General features: G+C 59.3%; 16 protein-coding genes. 6 read left to right on the top strand and 10 right to left on the bottom strand.

The features are described from left to right. Positions 1-20: 20 nt before the first annotated feature. The 5 genes from fhuB to MRBLMR1_RS27315 form a co-directional block, all read right to left on the bottom strand. Positions 21-1,988, bottom strand: coding sequence for a Fe(3+)-hydroxamate ABC transporter permease FhuB (gene fhuB, locus MRBLMR1_RS27335; protein WP_148144510.1), 1,968 nt, complete (start codon positions 1,986-1,988; stop codon positions 21-23). Next, entirely contained in the window at positions 1,985-2,869 is an 885-nt protein-coding gene (locus MRBLMR1_RS27330) for an ABC transporter substrate-binding protein (RefSeq protein ID WP_148144509.1), read from the bottom strand. Before MRBLMR1_RS27330 ends, fhuB begins: the two co-directional genes overlap by 4 nt. Positions 2,870-2,881: 12 nt before the next feature. Beyond that, complete coding sequence (locus tag MRBLMR1_RS27325; protein ID WP_500067044.1) at positions 2,882-3,658, bottom strand: ABC transporter ATP-binding protein; 777 nt, start codon at positions 3,656-3,658, stop codon at positions 2,882-2,884. A gap of 85 nt (positions 3,659-3,743) precedes the next feature. Further along, positions 3,744-5,861: a TonB-dependent siderophore receptor gene (locus tag MRBLMR1_RS27320; protein WP_183685435.1), complete on the bottom strand. Its 2,118-nt coding sequence runs from the start codon at positions 5,859-5,861 to the stop codon at positions 3,744-3,746. A gap of 234 nt (positions 5,862-6,095) precedes the next feature. Next, positions 6,096-6,965, bottom strand: a complete 870-nt coding sequence (locus tag MRBLMR1_RS27315; protein ID WP_148144506.1) for an alpha/beta hydrolase — start codon at positions 6,963-6,965, stop codon at positions 6,096-6,098. 361 nt (positions 6,966-7,326) lie between these two features. On the opposite strand from MRBLMR1_RS27315, the gene MRBLMR1_RS27310 reads away from it, so the two are divergent. From MRBLMR1_RS27310 to MRBLMR1_RS27285, 6 genes are all read left to right on the top strand, one after another. Then, complete coding sequence (locus MRBLMR1_RS27310) at positions 7,327-8,235, top strand: dihydrodipicolinate synthase family protein (protein ID WP_206827175.1); 909 nt, start codon at positions 7,327-7,329, stop codon at positions 8,233-8,235. 131 nt (positions 8,236-8,366) lie between these two features. Continuing rightward, complete coding sequence (locus MRBLMR1_RS27305) at positions 8,367-9,161, top strand: IclR family transcriptional regulator (protein ID WP_206827173.1); 795 nt, start codon at positions 8,367-8,369, stop codon at positions 9,159-9,161. Between the two features lie 187 nt (positions 9,162-9,348). After that, positions 9,349-11,103 (top strand): alkaline phosphatase, encoded by a 1,755-nt coding sequence (locus tag MRBLMR1_RS27300; RefSeq protein ID WP_148144504.1) that lies wholly within the window; start codon positions 9,349-9,351, stop codon positions 11,101-11,103. A gap of 189 nt (positions 11,104-11,292) precedes the next feature. After that, entirely contained in the window at positions 11,293-11,721 is a 429-nt protein-coding gene (locus MRBLMR1_RS27295) for a hypothetical protein (RefSeq protein ID WP_148144746.1), read from the top strand. Positions 11,722-11,725: 4 nt separating this feature from the next. Then, a complete protein-coding gene (locus MRBLMR1_RS27290; RefSeq protein ID WP_148144503.1) occupies positions 11,726-12,415 on the top strand; it encodes an ABC transporter ATP-binding protein in 690 nt (229 codons plus the stop codon). Continuing rightward, positions 12,412-13,812: an ABC transporter permease gene (locus MRBLMR1_RS27285; protein ID WP_183685437.1), complete on the top strand. Its 1,401-nt coding sequence runs from the start codon at positions 12,412-12,414 to the stop codon at positions 13,810-13,812. Before MRBLMR1_RS27290 ends, MRBLMR1_RS27285 begins: the two co-directional genes overlap by 4 nt. 21 nt (positions 13,813-13,833) lie before the next feature. On the opposite strand, the gene MRBLMR1_RS27280 is transcribed toward MRBLMR1_RS27285, so the two are convergent. The 5 genes from MRBLMR1_RS27280 to MRBLMR1_RS27260 form a co-directional block, all read right to left on the bottom strand. After that, positions 13,834-14,832, bottom strand: a complete 999-nt coding sequence (locus tag MRBLMR1_RS27280) for an ABC transporter ATP-binding protein (protein ID WP_183685439.1) — start codon at positions 14,830-14,832, stop codon at positions 13,834-13,836. Positions 14,833-14,836: 4 nt separating this feature from the next. Further along, a complete protein-coding gene (locus tag MRBLMR1_RS27275; protein WP_183685441.1) occupies positions 14,837-16,471 on the bottom strand; it encodes a glycoside hydrolase family 43 protein in 1,635 nt (544 codons plus the stop codon). Positions 16,472-16,475: 4 nt separating this feature from the next. Continuing rightward, positions 16,476-17,306, bottom strand: coding sequence for a carbohydrate ABC transporter permease (locus MRBLMR1_RS27270; RefSeq protein WP_183685443.1), 831 nt, complete (start codon positions 17,304-17,306; stop codon positions 16,476-16,478). Beyond that, positions 17,303-18,235 carry a carbohydrate ABC transporter permease gene (locus MRBLMR1_RS27265; protein WP_404945499.1) on the bottom strand — a complete coding sequence of 311 codons (933 nt, stop codon included), beginning with the start codon at positions 18,233-18,235 and terminating at the stop codon, positions 17,303-17,305. Before MRBLMR1_RS27265 ends, MRBLMR1_RS27270 begins: the two co-directional genes overlap by 4 nt. 73 nt (positions 18,236-18,308) lie before the next feature. Then, positions 18,309-19,562 (bottom strand): ABC transporter substrate-binding protein, encoded by a 1,254-nt coding sequence (locus MRBLMR1_RS27260; protein WP_500066977.1) that lies wholly within the window; start codon positions 19,560-19,562, stop codon positions 18,309-18,311. Positions 19,563-19,588: the final 26 nt, after the last annotated feature.

Below are 19,588 nucleotides of genomic sequence, written 5' to 3'. Positions count from 1 at the left end.
AAGTCCGGAGCGGAAGACGCTCAGGCCTTTCGACGCATCATCAGCATCAGGAATGGCGCGCCGATGAGTGCTGAAACGAGCCCCGCCGGGATCTGGTAGGGCGACACGATCGTCCGGCCGACGAAATCGGCGGCCACCATCAATCCGCCGCCAATCAGGGATGCGCCGATCATTTGCGGCATGGCACGCGTCAGGCCGGCCTCCCGCGCCAGATGCGGTCCCATCAGCCCGACAAAGGACAGAGGGCCGATTGTCAGCGTTGCAGTTGCAGTCAGCAATCCGGCAAGCCCGAACAGTGCCAGTCTGGCGCGCGCCAGAGGTACACCGACCGCAGCGGATGGCGCGGGTCCGAGCGGCAGGATATCAAGCCATCGCCGTGCGGCAAATGCAGTTGCGATGAGGATAACTGCAATCACTGTCTCTGCTGCGGCACTCATGCCGTCGACCAGATAGGTGGAACCGCTCATCCAGCGCATCAAAAGCACAGCGCGCGGATCCCCCGTCGAACTCAGCACGCCGACAACGGCATCGACCATTGCACTGAGCGCGATACCGGCAAGCAATACCCGCTCGGGTGCGAAGGATGATCGACGGGAACCAAGCAATATCATCGAAAGCACGATGATTGCCCCTATCACCGCAAACAGGAATTGGCCGGAAAACCCCGGCGCGATCGAAAAAAGTGCGATCGCGACACCGAATGTCGACCCGGCGCTGATCCCGAGAACTTCGGGGCTTGCCATCTCGTTTCCGGTCAGCCGTTGGAGGATCGCGCCCGCGACGGCGAGCATCGCCCCGGATGCCAGGACAGCGAATATCTTCGGTATTCGGATGGACAGAATATCGAGAGAATATTCACCGAAAACAAGCGTCCAGCTTCCATCGACACCTCGCCCGACAAACATGCTGAGCAGCAACAGAAGAACGAGGATTGAAAAAGCGATGATGATCGGGATTTTTGTATCCCATCGGCGCGACCGTTTTTGTATCGCGGCCTGTTGAATTCGGTGGCGGATCTTCAGTCGCGGCAAAAGCGCCAGAAGTAAAGGCGAGCCGAAGATCGCCGTGACCGCTCCGGTCGGCAGGAAATCGCCAAGCTCGCCTGCGACAAGCTGCAGGACGGAATCGGCAAAGAAGAGCAGCCCGGCGCCGACCAGCGGAGACCATAAGATCAATTGCGCCGGCCGCCGCGCACCGGCAAGCCGGGTAATCGTCGGCGCCACCAGTCCGATAAAGCCGATCACACCCACAGCGCTGGTGACGAAGGCTGCAAGCGCAACGGCGCAGACAATGACGATGGCACGAAGACGGATCAACTTCACCCCGAGCGCCGAGGAACTGCTCTCCCCCAGATCAAGCAGGGAGAGCGGCCGGATGAGCACCGCGCAGATGATGGAAACGACGGCAAGTTTCCAGATCAGCGACACGGGAATGACCCAGCTTTGCTGTGCGAGCGAGCCCGCGCCCCAGATGAACAGGCTCGCCAGGTATTTCTGGTTCAGATAGGTCAGGATGGCCGCAAGGCCGCCGCACCAGAGGCTCAGCACCAGGCCGGAGAGCACGAGCGAATAGGGTGAGAACCCTCGGCGCGCACCGAGGCTGACGACGATTGCGGCTGCGACACCACTGCCGACTAGAGCAACGAGATCACGGCCGGCTCCCAAAAGACCGGGCAGGAAAAGCGATGTGATGACCAAGGCGAGGTTTGCTCCTGCCGAAACGCCGAGCGTCGTCGGATCGGCCAGCGGATTGCGCAGGACCTGCTGGAAAAGCGCGCCCGACAAGGCAAGGGCAGCACCGGCAAGCAGCGCCGTCGCGAGCCGCGGGAGCGTTGAATAATAGAGCACCATCCGCTCGATATCGTATGCGGACATCGTTGGCGCGGACAAGGCGGGGGCGGCAAGAAACCAGGATGCCACTCCGCCGGCGCAAAACAGCAATAACGTCACGAGGGCCGGCCCGAGAATGTCGCGACGGGATGCAGTCATGAATCTTTTTCCAAAAGCTCAGTCAACAGACCGGCGAAGCGCACGGCCTCGTTCACCATGCCGAACATCAGGGCCGGTGGAAGAACGGAAAAATGTCCTGGCTGGGAAAATGGAAGGCGTTGCCAGAGCGGACTATCGGCGAGCCTCGGCAATACATCCGGCGGGATGGGATCGAAGGCGATCAGGCGCGCATCCGGATCCTTGATCGCCGACAATTCCTCGATGCCGATCGTCTCAAATCCCCAGTAATTCGACTGTTTTTCCCAGGCGTTGCGCACGCCGATACGCTCCAGCGCATTGTGAAACAGGCCCGGCGCCGAATAGATCCGGGCGTGGCGGGCGTCCATGAAATTGACCAGCGCCACCGGCGGCAATTTCCTGCCGGAAAGTCTATTCCTGCAGGATTCGAAAAAGGCGTCGGAATGCGCCAGAAACCGCTCCGCCTCGTTCTGCCGTCCGATTTCCGCCGCAAGCCTGCGTGTCGCGGCAATGGCCGCCGGCAGGATAGGACCGGCGCCTGGCGTAAAAACTTCCAATCGAACGACCTTTGCGAAGGGCTGGAGCTTGGACAAAAGTTCATTGAGATAAGGTGTCGTCAGGATGATATCGGGCTTCAACTGCACGAGGATTTCGAAATTGATCTCGTTGGCGCTGCCGATATCGATCACGGAGGATGGCAGAACTGGCTCGACGACCCATCGGCCCCAATCGGCGAGATCCGAAATTCCGACAGGCGGCAGACCAAGCGACAGAAGCGTGGATGATAGCCCATAATCAAGGCTGACAATTCGCAATCCGGCCATTTCGGCAAATACCGGCTTCGGCATCATTGCTGCTGCCGCCGCCGCGCATTGCAGGAAAGATCGCCGCAAGACCGTCATCTTGTCATGGCCTCAGCGGGCATAGGCAAGGGGATGCGACAGGCTGGATGCGGCAATCACATCCATGTCGATTCCGTAAATGCTGCGTAAAGTCTCTGGCACAAGTATGCCATCCGGCGTTCCACTGGCGACCACGCGTCCGCCCTTCAGCGCATGGATCCGATCGCAGAAGCGTGCGGCCATGTTGATATCGTGAAGCACGATGACGATGCTTCGACCACCCTCATGCGCAAGCCGCCGCACCAACGACAGGACTTCGATCTGATGGGCGATATCGAGTGCAGCAGTCGGCTCGTCGAGCAACAGGCAGTTTGCGTCCTGTGCGATCAGCATGGCGATCCATGCCCGCTGGCGCTCCCCGCCGGACAGCGTGCCCACCATTCGGTCGGCAAATCTTTCGATATGCGTCGCCTCGATCGCAGCCTCGACCTTCTGCCGGTCGAGATCGGAAAACCGGCCAAGTGCACCATGCCAGGGATAACGCCCGCAGGCGACAAGCTCGCGGATCGTCATGTCGGATCCGGTGCTCAGATCTTGCGGCAAATAGGCGACGGACCGTGCGAAATCGCGGCCGTCATACTGCTTGAGTTCGCGGCCAGCATAAGCGACGGATCCCGCGGTTGGCGTCAGCTGTCGTGCAAGTATTTTCAAAAGGCTTGATTTGCCCGAGCCATTATGGCCGACCAAAGCCACCACTTCTCCTGCCGGAAAATCGAGGCCGACATCCGACAGGATCGCATTGCCATCGATCGAAAGACCGAGGTCCTGCACGGTAAAGGCTTTCGTCATATCGAGCGTTTCCTGCGCGAGCGGAACCAAGGTCATGCCGCCCGCCCGTATGTCTAGGATGACATCGGAAGGACGGCTGCCAGTTTTACCACTTGTACTTGAGCGAACCCAAGACCGTGCGGCCTCGGCCGGTATAGCAATAACCGTCCGTGCAAACCTGTTCGCGTCGATCCGCAAGATTGGTGGCACTGACAGCAAGCGATAGTCCCTTGAGGTCGGGAGCGGTGGCGCCGAAGTCATAGGACAGTGCGGCGTCGAGATAGGCAACGCCGGCATTCTTGCCGGTATTCGCGTCGCTGGTGAAGGATTCGCTCATCGCACGTACACCACCACCGATGCTAAGACCGCTCAATGCAGTGTCTTCCGGCACGGCATAGTTCACCCACAGAGATGCGACGTGACGCGGCACCGTCGAAGGCGTGTTGCCGATCAGGGTTGGGTCGAAGTTTTCCGTGATTTCGGCGTGAGCATAGGTATAGGCAGCGATCAGGCTGATGCCGTTATCGAACTCGGTACGTCCTTCGATTTCAAAGCCGGTATAGGTGTTTTCGCCGGAATTGTGCGAGAACAGGTAGCTCGGGACATCGTACTGAGGCTTGCCCGTTTCCACCAGCCTGTATACGGCACCACTCAACGAATAGTTCTCGCCCTGCGGCTGGTATTTCAAGCCAACTTCGATCTGGCGGCCCTTGGTTGGTTCGAGAACCGAACCATCGGCTGCAAGCGCTGTGGATGGAATGAATGATGTTCCATAGCTGATATAGGGCGCAAGACCGTTGTCAAACAGGTAAAGCAGTCCCACTTGGCCGGAGAGGACACCGTCATCCTTCTCGCTGGTGGAGCCGCCCTCTACAGCGGTCTTCTGGTGCGCCCAGTCATAGCGAAGACCCGCCACAGCGCGCCATTTGCCGAATTCAATCTGGTCCTGGGCATAGATGCCTGTCTGGCTGAGGCTGCTGTCGGTGAAGTCGGTGAGCGCGGGGATTGCCACCGTGGAGCCGGGAGTACCTGGCGCAACCTCATCATCGCCCATAGCGAATTCCGACATGACCCGGGTGTAGTCAAGCCCCATGAGCAGCGTATGCGAAAGGCTGCCGGTGTCAAACTGGCTCTCGAGCTGATTGTCGATCTGATAGGCGCGCATGTCCTCCGTCACCGCAGTCGTTGGCCAATTGCCAGCGGCATTAAGGTATACGCGGTTCAGGTAATGCGCCTTGAGATCGACATCGCCGATACGCGCATTCTGGCGGAAGGTCAGGCCGTTATCGAACTTGTGCTCAAGCTGATAGCCGAGCTGGTACTGCTCCACCTTCTGGCTGTTGAAGTCAGGGTCGGTATAGAGGAAGACGTCCTTGCCCTGAAGGTAGCTCCACGCGCTCGCGCCTGTTTCACCCTTCTGCGCCAGACCGTAGACCGTGAGGGTCGTGTCGTCGCTTGGCTTCCAGGTAAACGATGGCTGGAGGAGGTAGCGATCATCGGGGATGTCGTAGCTTCCCTCTCCCTCTCGGGCAAGGCCGACCAAGCGGTAGAACAGCTCGTCACTCTCGCCAACTGGACCTCCGAAATCGAAGGCAGCCTGCTTGCGGCCAACGGTGCCGTATTGCAATTCGACTTCGTGGTGAGCCTCTTCCTGCGGCATCTTGGAGATACGGTTGACGATACCCGCGGCGCTCGCCGCACCATACATCACCGAGACTGGCCCCTTGAGGATCTCGATGCGATCCAGCGTATAGACTTCAGTAGCAAACGAGCCGTAGTTCATGATCGGCTGGCGTAGACTGTCGCGAAAGTCACCGGTGGTCGTGGTTTCGATACCGCGGATGTAGATCTGGTCAAAACGAGGATCGTAACCGAAAGCGCCGGTGGTGACGCCCGAGCTGTAGCGGGCTGCCTGGATCATGTCGGTGACGGCACGCTGCTCCATTTCCTCGTGTGTCACCACCGAAATGGCGCGTGGCGTTTCTACCAAAGGCGTGTCCGTCTTGGTGGCTGAAACGGTGCGCCTGGGCACCACCGTGTCGTTGTCTTCGCCGATTGTCGTTGCTCCGCTTTGGAGAACGATCGGAGCAAGCTGAGTTGCCTCACCAGCTGCGTCCTGCGCAATAGCCGTGGCCGGTACGAAAGCTACGGTCATGGCACCAACCAGTATAGTGGAACCAAGAAGACGATGGCGCGCGTGGAACCGGTGAAGAGAGAACGTCATTGCCCGATCCTTTTGACAAGGGACAAACTGAATTGAATGATCCGAAAAGATCGTGGATGTGAGACGCGCGAAAGCGAGTTTCTCTCGACGAAGTCAACTCACGGGGTCAGCTATAAAAGCTCGATTTCGAGTGATCAATAAAATATGATGCATATAGTCATCTTTTTCTCAGGCGGCGTAAATTTGTCACGCCTCAGTCGAGGCACATATGCCAGAGGCCTTTGATATTAAAGATCACTTTCTGACTGCGAATGCGATGTTGACGGCCCGGTTTACAGCAGGTCCAAGCACCGACATGTGCGTCTCACCAGGGAAAATTTCAAATTCGGTGCGAATACTGTCTGCAGTGCCGTTCAGACGAACAGCCATTTCCCTGGCAAGCGATATAGTTCTCTCCGTTTTCCGCTTTTCGAGGCGTGCCTCGGCATCCTCGTTCCGATACTGAAACGGTGCCAGTTCATCGCCTTCGTACTCCCCGGCAGATAGATGCAGGAATGGTGCGTTACCGGGTGCATCCTGTCGCCGCGCCTCATTATTGAGGATTTCGCTTCCTTCCCAATAAATGGTCGGGCTGGCGGCAATCCAATTTTTGAACAGACCCGGTCGCTCGAACAGCGAAAAAAGCGTGAAGAGGCCGCCGAACGAATGGCCGAAAAGCGATCGGCGCGCAGGATCGAGCCGCACCATGTCCGCGATTTTCGGCAGCAGTTCGTGTTCGATGAAATCGAGCAATTCTCCCGTGCCGCCGATCAGAACCGGAGGACCACCTTCGAAATAAGGCGGATAGGATTTGACCGGCGGAGGTCCGAGATCCCAGGCTCGGCGCATCGCATTATAGGGCTCGTCCGAAGGATAACCGATGGCTGCAACGACGCCCCAACCGACATTCGTTCCCGTGGAATAGGGGGCCTGAGTAACAAGGCTCGCTACCGCGAAGGGAAAGGTGGCATTGCCGTCGGTCGTCACCAGAAGCGGCCATCCCTCCGCAGGCGGCTCGCCGGTCGGAATTGAAAGGAAGATCCGATAGGGTTCACCACCCTTTGCGGGCATCAGATCGAAAAAACATGTCCCGGGCATCGCATAGACTTGTGTCCCCTCGGTCATGCTCTCTCCCATCAGTCAATCGTGCATCACGTAAGTGATCGCTAGGGGATCGATCGAATGGCTGCAAGCCACCCGGGATAAATCTTGACAAGAAATCACAGGTATTGAGCGGTCATTTCAATCGCCAAGGCGGATGGGCAGGATGACTACGGCTGCCCCTCAGCACCCGATCAGTGCCCGCAATCTCCCCATGGTGCGACATACAGCCTCGCAATGGCATTTGCCAAAGCCGGACAGTGGCACTTCGGCTACGCTGAAAATTATCGGAACGTCGTTCTATAATATAGAACATATGAGAAATTTCTAACGTCCAACCATTTCGCATGTTCCGATATCGCTTTTGACAAAAGGAGGTTTGTTAATGTCCAGATTGATGAAATTTTCCGGCATCATTCCACCCGTACCCACGGTCTTCAAAGATGATGGCAGCTTTGACACGGCCGGCATGGCACTGGTCATTGACCATCTCGTCAATGCAGGCGTGGACGGCATGTTCTTCCTCGGCACCGGGGGAGAGTTCTCCCAGATGTCCCATGAGGAGCGTCTGGCGCTTGCCGAATTTGTCGTCGGTTACACTGCCGGCCGCGTGCCGGTACTGATCGGCACCGGCAGCACCAATACGCGCGAGGCAGTCACGCTCAGCCGGCACGCCCAGTCGATCGGCGCCAACGGCGTCGTGGCCATCAATCCCTACTACTGGAAGGTGACGGAAGAAAACCTGTTCGGTTACTTCTCCGCAATCGCCAACGCGGTCGAACTGCCAGTGCTGCTGTATAATTTCCCGGCGCTTACCGGCCAGGATCTCCATCCTGCCTTCGTCAAGCGGCTGGTCGATGCACATCCCAATATCGTCGGCCTTAAGGATACGATCGATTCGGTGGCGCATCTGCGAGACATGGTCGATATCGTGAAGGGCGCACATCCCGAATTCAGTGTCTTCTGCGGCTATGACGATCATCTGTTGAATACGCTGCTTCTGGGCGGTGACGGCGCCATTTCTGCCAGCGCAAATTTCGCGCCGAATGTTTCGACGGGCATTTATCGCGCAGTCAAGGACGGCGATCTTGCAAGGGCCACCGCTCTCCATCGCACCATCCTGCAGCTGCCGCGCATCTACAAGGTCGATGTGCCGTTCGTCGGCGTGGTCAAGGAAGCGATGAAAGCCTGCGGGCTGCCGATCTCCTCCTATTCGCTGCCACCGGCAGCGCCGCTCAGCGAGGAGAAGATTGCGGTGGTCCGTCGCGTGCTCACCGATGCGGGCATCATCTGAGCCTGCCTTGGCGAGATCGGAACCATCGAAGGGAACCGCCTCCCGGCTGGTTACCGCGAGCCGGGCCATATGTCGCGCACCTGCAAGACAGCCGGAACTGTGCTAGACATCATTCAATTTCAGGCGAGCCGGTGGACATCGGCTTGCTCTCATCCCAGCGGGTAAGCATGCCGATCATCCAGTCCGTAGACAGAGCACTGCAGATTCTCGACCTGTTCGACGATCAGAACAGGGAGATCAAGATCACGGACATCAGTATCCGGACCGGATTGAACAAGAGCACGCTGCATGCGCTGCTTAAGACCATGCAGGCGCGCGGCTACATCGACCAGAATGAGGATAACGGGCGTTATCGCCTGGGGATGAAACTGGTCGAACGCGGCAATTTTGTCATCAGTTCGATAGACATCCGCAAGATCTGCAACAGCTTTCTTGTCAGCCTCTCCGAACAGACCGGCCAGACGGTGCATCTCGGCATCCTCGATGGAAAGCATGGCGTCTATATCGACAAGGTGGAGGGGCAGGCAGCCGTCATCACTTATTCACGGATAGGTCGGCAACTCCCGCTTCACTGTACGGCAATCGGCAAGGTGCTGGTTGCCTTTCAGGATCGGGAGACCCGAGAGCGCATCCTGACAGGATATTCCTACGAGGCGGCGACACCGCGTTCCATCGGCAGCGAAGCAGCCTTTGTCAAAGAGGTTACCAGCGTTCGTGAGCAGGGATATGCGATCGACGACCAGGAACATGTAAAAGGCGTGCGCTGCACCGCCGTGCCGATCTTCGACCACAAGGGTAAGATTGCCGCAGCCATCAGCCTCTCCACGCTCACGCCGATCGTCAACAATCGTGACTTCGAACGTTACATCGGCCTGTTGAATTCCGTCAGTAGCGAAATTTCTGCTCTGATCGGGCACCGTTCCTAACGCGAGCCGGCCTGCTTGGCTTGCCACGGTATGGACGGGTGATCCAGGCAACTGCATTTCACTGCCACCGGAAATTTGAGGCTGGGCGTCGAGACATCGACCAATCATTACTGTGGGCAAGTCATCCAACTGTCACATGGCGGGACTAGGAGGGGGCGTCGTTTTTTCACATGTCCGTGAGGGGAATATGCGCAAACTCTTTTCCGCCTTGGTCGCTACGACCATTCTCGCCGGCGCCGCTCAGGCTGCCGAAGTCTACCCGCTCGATCGCGCGACGATCCTGACTGGTTCGCCGTTCGATTTCAAAGTCGAGTTCGATAAAGTCGTAAAGCCGGAAGACGTCAAGATCACCGTCAACGGCCAGGATTACAAGGCAGCTCTCAGCAAGGAAGCTGAGTTCGTTGCCGAAGAGAAGAACAAGGACAAGGTCCTCGGTTCGGCCGTCATCCTGCGCGGCGTGACACTTGCAAAAGCCGGCGACTACAAGGTTGAAGTTGCCGCCGGCAGCGAGACCAAGAGCATCACCTGGAACGTCTACGGCACGCCGGAACAGGCCAAGGCCAAGAACGTCATCTTCCTGATCGCCGACGGCCTGTCGGTTGCTCACCGCACCGCTGCTCGCATCATGTCCAAGGGCATGACCGAGGGCAAGGCCAATGGCCGCCTGAACATGGACGACGTTCCGCCGGCAGCCTTCATCGGCACCTCGGCCACCGACGCCGTCGCCACCGACAGCGCCAACACCATGTCGGCCTACATGACAGGTCACAAGACCGCCGTGAACGCCATCGGTGTTTATGCCGACCGTACTCCTTCCTCGATGGACGACCCGAAGGTCGAAAACATCGCGGAAGCGCTGCGCCGCCAGACCAAGAAGTCGATCGGCATAATCTCGACCGCCGAACTGCAGGACGCAACGCCGGCAGCCGTCGTCGCCCATACCCGCAAGCGCGGCGACAAGGCCGAAATCAACGGCATGCTGTTCGACGTCAAGCCGGACGTTCTGCTCGGCGGCGGTTCCGCCTACTTCCTGCCACAGGCAACTGCCGGCTCGAAGCGCAAGGACGACAAGGACTATATCGCCATGTTCAAGGATGCCGGTTACACGCTGGCAACCAGCAAGAGTGAACTTGCAACGGCTGCCGGCACCAATACCGGCAAGATCCTCGGCCTGTTCCACACCGGCAACATGGACACGACGCTTGACCGCGAGTTCCTGAAGAAGGGCACCGTCGGCAAATTCCCGGAACAGCCGGGCCTCGTCGAAATGACCAAGGTTGCTCTCGACAACCTGTCGAAGAACCCGGAAGGCTTCTTCCTGATGGTTGAAGCCGCAAACGTCGACAAGATGTCCCATCCGCTGGATTGGGATCGCGCTGTCGTCGACACGATCGAATTCGACAAGGCGATCGGTGTTGCGCGCGAATTCGCCGCCAAGAACCCCGACACACTGATCGTCGTTACCGGCGACCACACGCACGGCGTTTCCATCATCGGCACCGTCGATGACGAAAAGCCGGGCACCGAGATGCGCGAAAAGGTCGGCACCTATGCCGAAGCCGGCTTCCCGAACTACGAAGACAAGGACGGCGACGGCTACCCGGACAAGGTCGACGTATCGCGTCGCCTGTTCCTCAACGCCAACAACGGCCCGGACCATTACGAAACCTTCCGCCCGAAGCTTGATGCTCCGTTCGTTCCAGCCATCCAGAACGAAAAGAAGGAATATGTCGCCAACGAAGCCTATAAGGATGTGCCCGGCGCAGTTCTCGTAACCGGCATCATCCCGAAGAGCGCAGACAGCGGCGTGCACGCCGTTGACGATATCGTTCTGCAGGCAGAAGGCCCCGGCGCCGAAGGTTTCCGTGGCTATATGGAGCAGAGCGACGTCTACAAGGCTCTCGCCGAAGCTTTCGCGCTTGGCGCAAAGCAGACCAACTAAGACTTGAAAACAATGAGGGTACGCCGCCGTGGCGTGCCCTCATCGTATTTTTCCGGGTTGAGCTGTCCCTGGTTTTGCCCGGCTTGCATTGTCCGCCGTCCCGCGTGACGATGAGCGAATATTTCAGGAAGGAGAAGGGTCATGAAGCAGCTTCATCCGGCGCGTTTCAATCGCCGCCAGGCGCTCACCATGACACTCGGCCTCATGTCCGGCCTGCCGCTGCTGGCGGCTGCGGGTCGTGCACAGGCCAATAGCGACATCACTTTCGACGAACTTTACGGCAAGGTCAGCGTCCTCGGCTTGGAATTCTCCGAAAAGGTCAAGCAGCTGAACGGCAAGGAGATCGCCATGCGCGGTTTCATGGCCCCACCGCTGAAAGCCGAAGCGCAATTCTTCGTGCTGACCGAAATTCCAATGTCGATCTGCCCCTTCTGCTCGACCGATAGCGACTGGCCCGACAACATCGTCGTCGTCTATCTCGATGAAAAACAGACCTTCACCCAGCCCAGCCAGACGATCGAAGTGCGCGGCAAGCTGGAAATGGGCTCCTGGACGGATCCGGAAACCGGATTCGTCAGTCTTCTTCGTATTCGCCAGGCCGAATACGCCACGGTTTGAAAACATGCTGTCGCTGAAAATTGAAAATCTCGCCGTCGCGTTTCCCGGCCTGACGGCACCGGTGCTCGCCATAGATCATCTCGAAATCGCAGCAGGCAGCGGTGTTGCGCTGACGGGTGGTTCCGGCTCGGGAAAAAGCACGCTCATCAACATCATTGCCGGCCTTGAACGCACGCGTGCGGGTCACGTCTTCTGGGGTGATCAAAACTTTGCGGATCTTTCCGAAGGCAGGCGCGACCGCTGGCGCGCCGCCAATATCGGCTTGGTCATGCAGGATTTTCATCTCTTTCCCGGCCTGTCGGCGATCGACAACATTCTGCTGCCGGCGCGCCTGTCGCGCGTGGTGACGGCCGATCTTGTGAAGCGCGCCCACATGCTGTTTCAAACGGTTGGCCTCAAGCGGCCCGAACAGCATGTCGAGACCATGTCTCGTGGTGAGATGCAGCGTGTCGCGATTGCCCGCGCGCTTCTGCGCAAGCCGGGCGTCATCATCGCCGACGAGCCGACCGCCAGCCTCGATCTCGAAAGCGGTGAGGCAGTCGGTGATCTTCTTCTGTCGGTTGCCGCGGATGCCGGCTCGACCCTGATCGTCGCCAGCCACGACCCGCGCCTCATCGAACGGCTTGGTCGCCGCCTGTCGTTGAAGGGCGGCCAGATCGTCGGCGACACGCAGACCGGGGAGATGGCGGCATGATCCGGTTCATCCTTGCAGATCTGCGTCGCCTTTGGCTCGGCGGTGCCGTCGTGGTGCTTCTGGTGGCACTTGCCACCGCACTCGGCGTTGCCGTCACACTCCAGGAGCGTTCTCTTCGTCTCGGCAGCGCCCGCGCCGCAGACAAGTTCGATCTGATTGTCGGCGCCGCCGGAAGCGAAACCCAGCTTGTCCTCTCCTCCATCTTCCTGCAGGCCGCCCCTCTACCTCTGATCGATGGTTCTGTCTTGACCAAGCTTTCCGCCGATCCGCGCGTCGATTGGGCTGCCCCGGTCGGTTTTGGCGACAGTTTTGCCGGTTATCCGATCATCGGTACGACCACGAAACTCGTTGCGGGCACCACGCCCGGCTTTGCCGAAGGCAGGATGTTTGCCCTGGAAGGTGAAGCGGTTCTCGGCGCTACCGTCAATCTGCCGCTCGGCGCGGAAATCAAGCCGATGCACGGCACGGCCGAGACGGGTGGCCATACGCATGCCGGCCCGGCCTATAAAGTCACTGGAAAGCTGCGACCGACCGGCACGCCTTGGGACCGCGCCATTCTTGTGCCCATTCAGGCAGTCTGGCACGTCCATGGTCTCGGCGAAGAGCATGGGCATGAGGAAGAGCATCGCGACGGAGACGGTCACCACCACGCCCATGAAGGCAAGGAACACCACGAGGACGGCGAAACGCATGTCGAGGGCGAGACGGAGGAACACGCCACACCGGTCGCGGAGATACCCGCCGTGCAGCCTGCCAAACCAGCCTTCGCCCTCGGTGCAGCGTCCTCCGCTCATATCGAAGAGGATCATCACGGCAGCATCGATCCGGATGCGCTGATAGTCGAAACCTTTGGTCCCTCCACGCCCGGCCTGCCGGCCATTCTCGTCAAGCCGAAAACGATTGCCGATGCCTATCGGCTGCGTCAGGAATATCGAACCGGCAGCACGCTTGGCGTCTTTCCCGGCGAAGTGCTGACGAGGCTTTATGCGACGCTCGGGGATGCGAAGATGATCCTGAGCGCGGTCGCTGCCGGCTCTCAGGGGCTTGTTGCGGCAGCACTGGTTCTGGTCACCGTCATCCATGTCGGCCAGAGGCGTCGTCAGATCGGTGCGCTGCGAGCCTTTGGCGCTCCCCGCCTTTCCGTATTCACCATCGTCTGGCTGGAGCTTTTCCTGCTTGTTGCGCTCGGCATCGGCATCGGCTTCCTCATCGGCCTGGCGGCCGCCCAGATCGGCGCGCAGCTTTTCGCCGCCAAAAGCGGCGTCATCCTGCCAGTCGGATTTACGCGTGAAGATCTGCGTTTGGCGCTGGTATTCCTCGGCTTCGCCGCCATTCTGGCAGCCGTGCCGGCACTGCTTGCCTATCGCCAGTCCCCCGCAACCGCCCTGCGCGCCTGATCAGCGCGCAGGATTTCGTCTTCACAGTCGCTTGCCGGCTTCGTCGAAACGATGCGTCATCTCCGGAGCGTAGGAGAGCCATACAGTCTCCCCTGCCCCATAAACCGCGTCGCCCACAGCACGGGCAATAACGATGCCGATACCCTCCATCGCGACATGCAGATAGGTGTCGCTGCCCAGCCGTTCCGAGAACTGCACGCTGCCGGAAAGAAGTCCGTCCTTGCGATCAACGTCCAGATGCTCGGGCCGGACACCAAGCGTATGCGCGCCGACTGCCGCAGCCAGCGGCCCGGTGAAGAAATTCATCTTCGGCGAGCCGATGAAGCCGGCGACGAACAGGGTCTCCGGCTTGTTGTAGAGATCGATCGGCGCGCCGACCTGCTCTATCAGCCCCTTGTTGAGCACGACAATCTGGTCAGCCAGCGTCATGGCCTCTACCTGGTCATGGGTCACGTAGATCATCGTCGCGCCAAGCCGCTTGTGCAGCTGCGCCAGTTCGACCCGCATCTGGGTGCGTAGCGCTGCATCGAGGTTCGACAGCGGTTCGTCGAACAGGAAGACCTTGGGCTGGCGCACGATGGCGCGGCCGATGGCGACACGCTGCCGCTGGCCACCGGATAGCTCCGCCGGCTTGCGTTTCAAAAGCGGCGTCAGTTGGAGCACATCAGCGGCGGCTTCAACCTTCGCCTTGATTTCCGCCTTAGGAACCTTGGCCATTTTCAGCGCGAAGCCAATATTTTCGGCCACATCCATATGCGGGTAAAGCGCATAGGACTGGAAGACCATGGCAATGCCGCGTTCGGTTGGGCGTTCCTCGGTCACATCGCGCGCGTCGATGAAGATCTTTCCGTCGGTCGCATCTTCCAGCCCCGCCGTGAGGCGCAGCAAGGTCGATTTTCCGCAGCCCGACGGACCGACGAAGACCGTGAAGGAACCGTCCGGAATATGCAGCGAGGCATCCGGAATGACGGTGACCGCACCGAAAACCTTCTTGATGTTTTGATATTCGACAACGGCCATCGGATCATTCCTTGGGAAGGTTCTTGTAGGTGAAATGCGAGAAGTCGGCCGGCATCGCCAGCCCACCGAGATCGTGGGCCGCCATGCCCACAAAGGCGCCTGTAAAATTACCGATGCCTACGAAGGAGCCGGTGATCTTGCTCTGCTCGCCCTCGCCGCTTTCGTCGGAAAGCACGGAATTGTCGAGAACCGGACCGATGCGGGTCCAGGCGCCATCCTTCATGTAGAAGAAGCGCAACGCCGCCCCGCGCACCTCGACCCGGAGGCGCACCGGACCGTCCGGAACGGAAATCGGATTGTCCAGTCCTAGCATCGTCATGCCGTTCGGCCATTGGCCGTTGCAGTAGAAGATCTGCAGCGAACGCCCGGCCTTCTCGTCCTGGCTGACGCAGAGATAGTGGTAGGCGAAGCGATTGTAGTAGGCGATCAGTCCGGCCATCTGCAGATGCGAGGTCGGATCGCAATCGACTTCCGTCTCCGCATCGTAATCGAAATCCGTCTGGCGTCGTGCAACAAGCGACTGTTCGAACCATGAGCCGACCGACTCGCGCCCGAACAGACGCAGATGGCCGGGGCGTTCCGTCAGGGAAAAAAGCCGTTCGGGATAAGGAGAACGCAGCCACTGGAAAGCCAGCGGCAATCCGCTGTCCGGGTTGAACTCATACCGCTCCGGTTCTGCCGGGAACGGATGCGCCGGCAGGTTCGGGGCCGGCACCTCGTCCTGCGGCACGAATTTTTCGCCATCCAGACGCAGCCAGCCATCTTCACCCCATACGCATTTTTGGATGGAGGTCTCGCGGCCAAGAACCGAGCGGTAGAGGCCGGGCAGCGGTCGACTGCACAGATGCACCATGTAGGTCCCGCCATCCGGCGTCTCGACGAAATCGCCATGCCCGCCGCGCTGCAGCGTTGCATCCGGGTGGAACCGTGAAGTGACGACATGGGTGTCGGGATGCAGTTCGTAAGGGCCGGTCAGATTGCGCGAACGCGCCATCGTCACGGCGTGGCTGTAGCCTGTGCCGCCTTCGGCAACGATCAGGTAATACCAGCCGTCACGCTTGTAGAGATGCGGCCCTTCCGAAAGACCGAGCGGCGATCCCTTGAAGATGGTGGAGATCGCCCCGACGAGCTTCTTTTCTACCGGGTCATATTCCTGCATCACGATGCCGCCGAAGCGGGATGGACGTCCGCGATGATCCCAAAGCAGGTTCACGTGCCATTTGCGGCCATCGTCATCATGAAAGAGCGACGGATCGAAGCCGGAGGAATTCAGATAGACCGGGTCCGACCACGGACCTTCGATCGAAGGCGCGGTGACCACATAGTTATGCGCATCCTTGAACGAGCCGCTCTTGCGCTTCACATCCGTATAGACCAGCCAGAACAGACCGTCGGAATAGGTGAGGCATGGTGCCCAGATGCCGCAGCTGTCCGGATCGCCGCGCATGTCGAGCTGCGAGGCCCGGTTGAGCGGCCTTGTGACGAGACGCCAGTTCACGAGATCACGCGAATGGTGGATCTGTACGCCCGGATACCATTCGAAGGTCGAAACGGCGATGTAGTAATCGTCGCCGGCGCGGCAGATCGAAGGGTCGGCATTGAAGCCGGGCAGGATCGGGTTTCGGATTACGGGTGTCATGAGGTCATCCTTTCACGGAGCCGCGGGTGAGACCGGCCACGATGTATTTCTGGGTGAAGGTGAAGAAGATCAGCGCCGGCAGGATGGTCAGCGAAACGAAGGCGAGGATGCGGTTCCACTCGACCATGAACTCGCCGCGATACCGCATGATGCCGAGCGGCCAGGTGTAGCCTGCGCTGTCATTGATCACGACCAGAGGCAGGAGATAGTTGTTCCAGCTCTGAACGAAGACGAAAGTGCCGACAGTGGCAAGAATCGGCGTCGACAGCGGCAGGGTGAAGCGGAAGAAGAAACCGATATACCCGCAGCCATCCACATAGGCGGCCTCGAACAGCTCCTTCGGCAATTGCTGGAAGAAGCTGCGCAGGAGCACGATCGCAAAGGCCATGGAGAAGGCCGTCTGGGGCAGGATCACACCGAGCGGATTGTCTAGCAGGCCGAAATTGCGGATCTGCAGGAAGAGCGGCACGATCGCCGTGGCAAACGGGAACATCAGCCCCAGCAGCAGATAGGCCTGGATATATTTCGAGCCGAAAAAGTGGATCTGCGCGAAGATATAGGCTGCCATCGAGGCTAGCATCAGGGTGAGAAACACCGCCGAAAACGAGATGATCAGCGAGTTCTGGATATAACCCCAGAAGACCGGTCCACCGAGAATATCCGTATAGGTTTCGATGCGCCACACAGGCGGCAGGCCGAAGGGCGAGGCCCTCAATTCGCCGACGGATTTGAAACCGCCGAGAAAGGTTGCAATCAGCGGCACGATGACCAGCGACGCGACGATCGAGAGCACTGCGGCGCGGGCAAGCGCCAGGAAAAAGCCAGGGCGGTTCATAATGCGCCTCCTTTACCCATGGCGAGGCGCCGGTAGCTGAAAGCGGTCACCATGCAGAGAATGAACAGGACGACACCGACGGCAGCGCCATAACCGACATTCAGCTGCGCAAGCCCATAGGTGTAGAGATAGCTGACGATCGAATGGGTGGAGTTCGACGGGCCGCCATTGGTGAGCGGAATGATGATGTCGAAGACCTGCAGCGCGCCAACGATTGCGAAGAATGCGGAGAGCTTGATCGCGTGCATGATCAGCGGCAGCTTGACGTAGAACACCTTCTGCCAGCGGCCTGCACCGTCGATTTCGGCAGCCTCGATCAGATCATCCGGCACTGCCTGCAAGGCGGCGATGAAGATCATCATGTGGTAGCCGAAATATTTCCACACGACGACGGTGATGATGGCCAGGAAGGCGAATTGCCGGTCGGCGAGGATATAGAAAGGCTCGATCCCGAGTGCGGTGGCGATCTGGCCGGACACCCCGAAATCACCGTCGAAGATGAAGCTCCAGATCACGCCGGAGGCGATCTCGGCGAGAATATAGGGGGCGAAGAAGATCAGCCGGAACGCCGTGTTGATCGAAGTCTTCTTGTAGATGAGCAGAGCCAGCATAAGGGCCAGCGGAATCTGGATGAACAGCGACGCCAGGATCAGCTTTACCGAATTCCACAAGGACTGGTGAAAGACGGAATGGTTGGCAAGCCGCTGATAGTTCTGCGTGCCGACAAAATTGTCGATCGCGCCGTAACCGCTCCACTTGAAGAAGCTGAGATTGGCGGCGTTGAAGATCGGCCAGATGACGAAAAGGGTGAACAGCACCAGGGCCGGCGGCAGAAACAGCAAGAGAGCGGTGAGCTTCCCCTGTCTATGCATGCGCGCAATGCGCGCCGCCGGGCTCAGCTGTGGGCGTGAGCCGGTCATGGTCGTCATGTCATTCCTCGATATGTCCGGTGTTGGGTGAGGCGCGGCGAATGCATCGCCACGCCCACTTTCAAGCAAGGGATCAGCGCATTTCGCGTGCTTCTTCCACCAGGGCTGCAGCCTCTTCCGGGGAGATGTCGCCGGTGACGATCTGTGCTGCGGCGTCGTTCAAGGCCGCACCGACGCTTGCACCGAGCATCTGGTCGAGATAGAGCTGGTGATGTGGTGCCTTGGAAAGACCTTCTGCTATCCGGCGCAGGCGCGGATCGGCAATGCCGGACTGGGCGTCGGTGCCGATCGGTAACCAGATCTTCAGGCGGCCGCCTTCCGTCTGGTTCTTGTTGTTGGTCAGGAATTTGAGGAAATCGACCGTCGATTTGCCAGCATCCTTGGTGACCAGCCAGCCGTTGACGCCGCCGAACGTGTCGGCCGGATCACCCTTGCCGCCGTCAACAGAAGGGAAGGTGATGAAGTCGAGATCGTCTCCAAGCCCCTTGCCGGAGGCCGAATTCTGCGCCTGCGCGCCGACCAGGAAGTTACCGGCCAGATAGAAGGCACCCTTGCCGTCACCGAACAGGCCTGCCGCCTTCGGCTGTGTCGTATCCATGTAACCCGGCTGGAACGGCTTTATATCGGCCAGCTGCTTCACGGCTTCGCCAGCCTGAACAAAGGCCGGATTGTTGAAGCCTTCGTTTTCGCCCTTGTCGGCGGCTGCGACGCCATCGGTGCCGGCGATACGGGCAGCAAGCTGGCCGTAGAAGAGAGCGATCGGCCACTTGTCCTTGCCGCCCATGACGATCGGCACGATGCCGGCGCCCTGGATTTTCTTGGAAGCGGCAAGCAGGTCTTGCCAGTTCTTGATCGCCTTGGGATCGACACCGGCCTTTTCGACAAGCGCCTTGTTGTACCAAAGCACGACGCTCGCGGCATACATCGGCACGCCATAGAGCTTGCCATCATGGCTCATCGACTGGATGCCGGAGGGCGAATAGTTCTTGCGGTCCGCATCCGTGAAGTCCGCCGAAATATCCTTCAGCACGCCTGCCTTGGCCTGTTCGTAGAACACACCGCCGGTCCAGGTGAAAAAGGCGTCAGGACGTGCGGAAGACTGCAGCAGGGTCGGCAGCTTGGACTTGAACGACGTGTCGTCGAGAAAGTCGAACTGCACCTTGGTGCCCGGATTTGCAGCCTCATATGCCTTCGCGACATCGAGATAATATTGCCGTCCTTCCGGAACATTCGGCTCGATCGCCAGCATGCGGACGTCATCGGCCAGCACCGAGCCAGCCAGGGTCAATCCCAGGACCGTAGCGGCCCCGAGGCAAAATGATTTCATGACAATTTCCTCCAATAAGCCTGGCA

This window comes from Neorhizobium sp. LMR1-1-1.1 (genome assembly GCF_040675795.1).
In the GTDB taxonomy this organism is placed as follows: Bacteria; Pseudomonadota; Alphaproteobacteria; order Rhizobiales; family Rhizobiaceae; genus Neorhizobium; species Neorhizobium cellulosilyticum.
The sequence above is the reverse complement of the archived record's forward strand: the minus strand, read 5'-3'. Positions and strand labels throughout refer to the sequence as shown.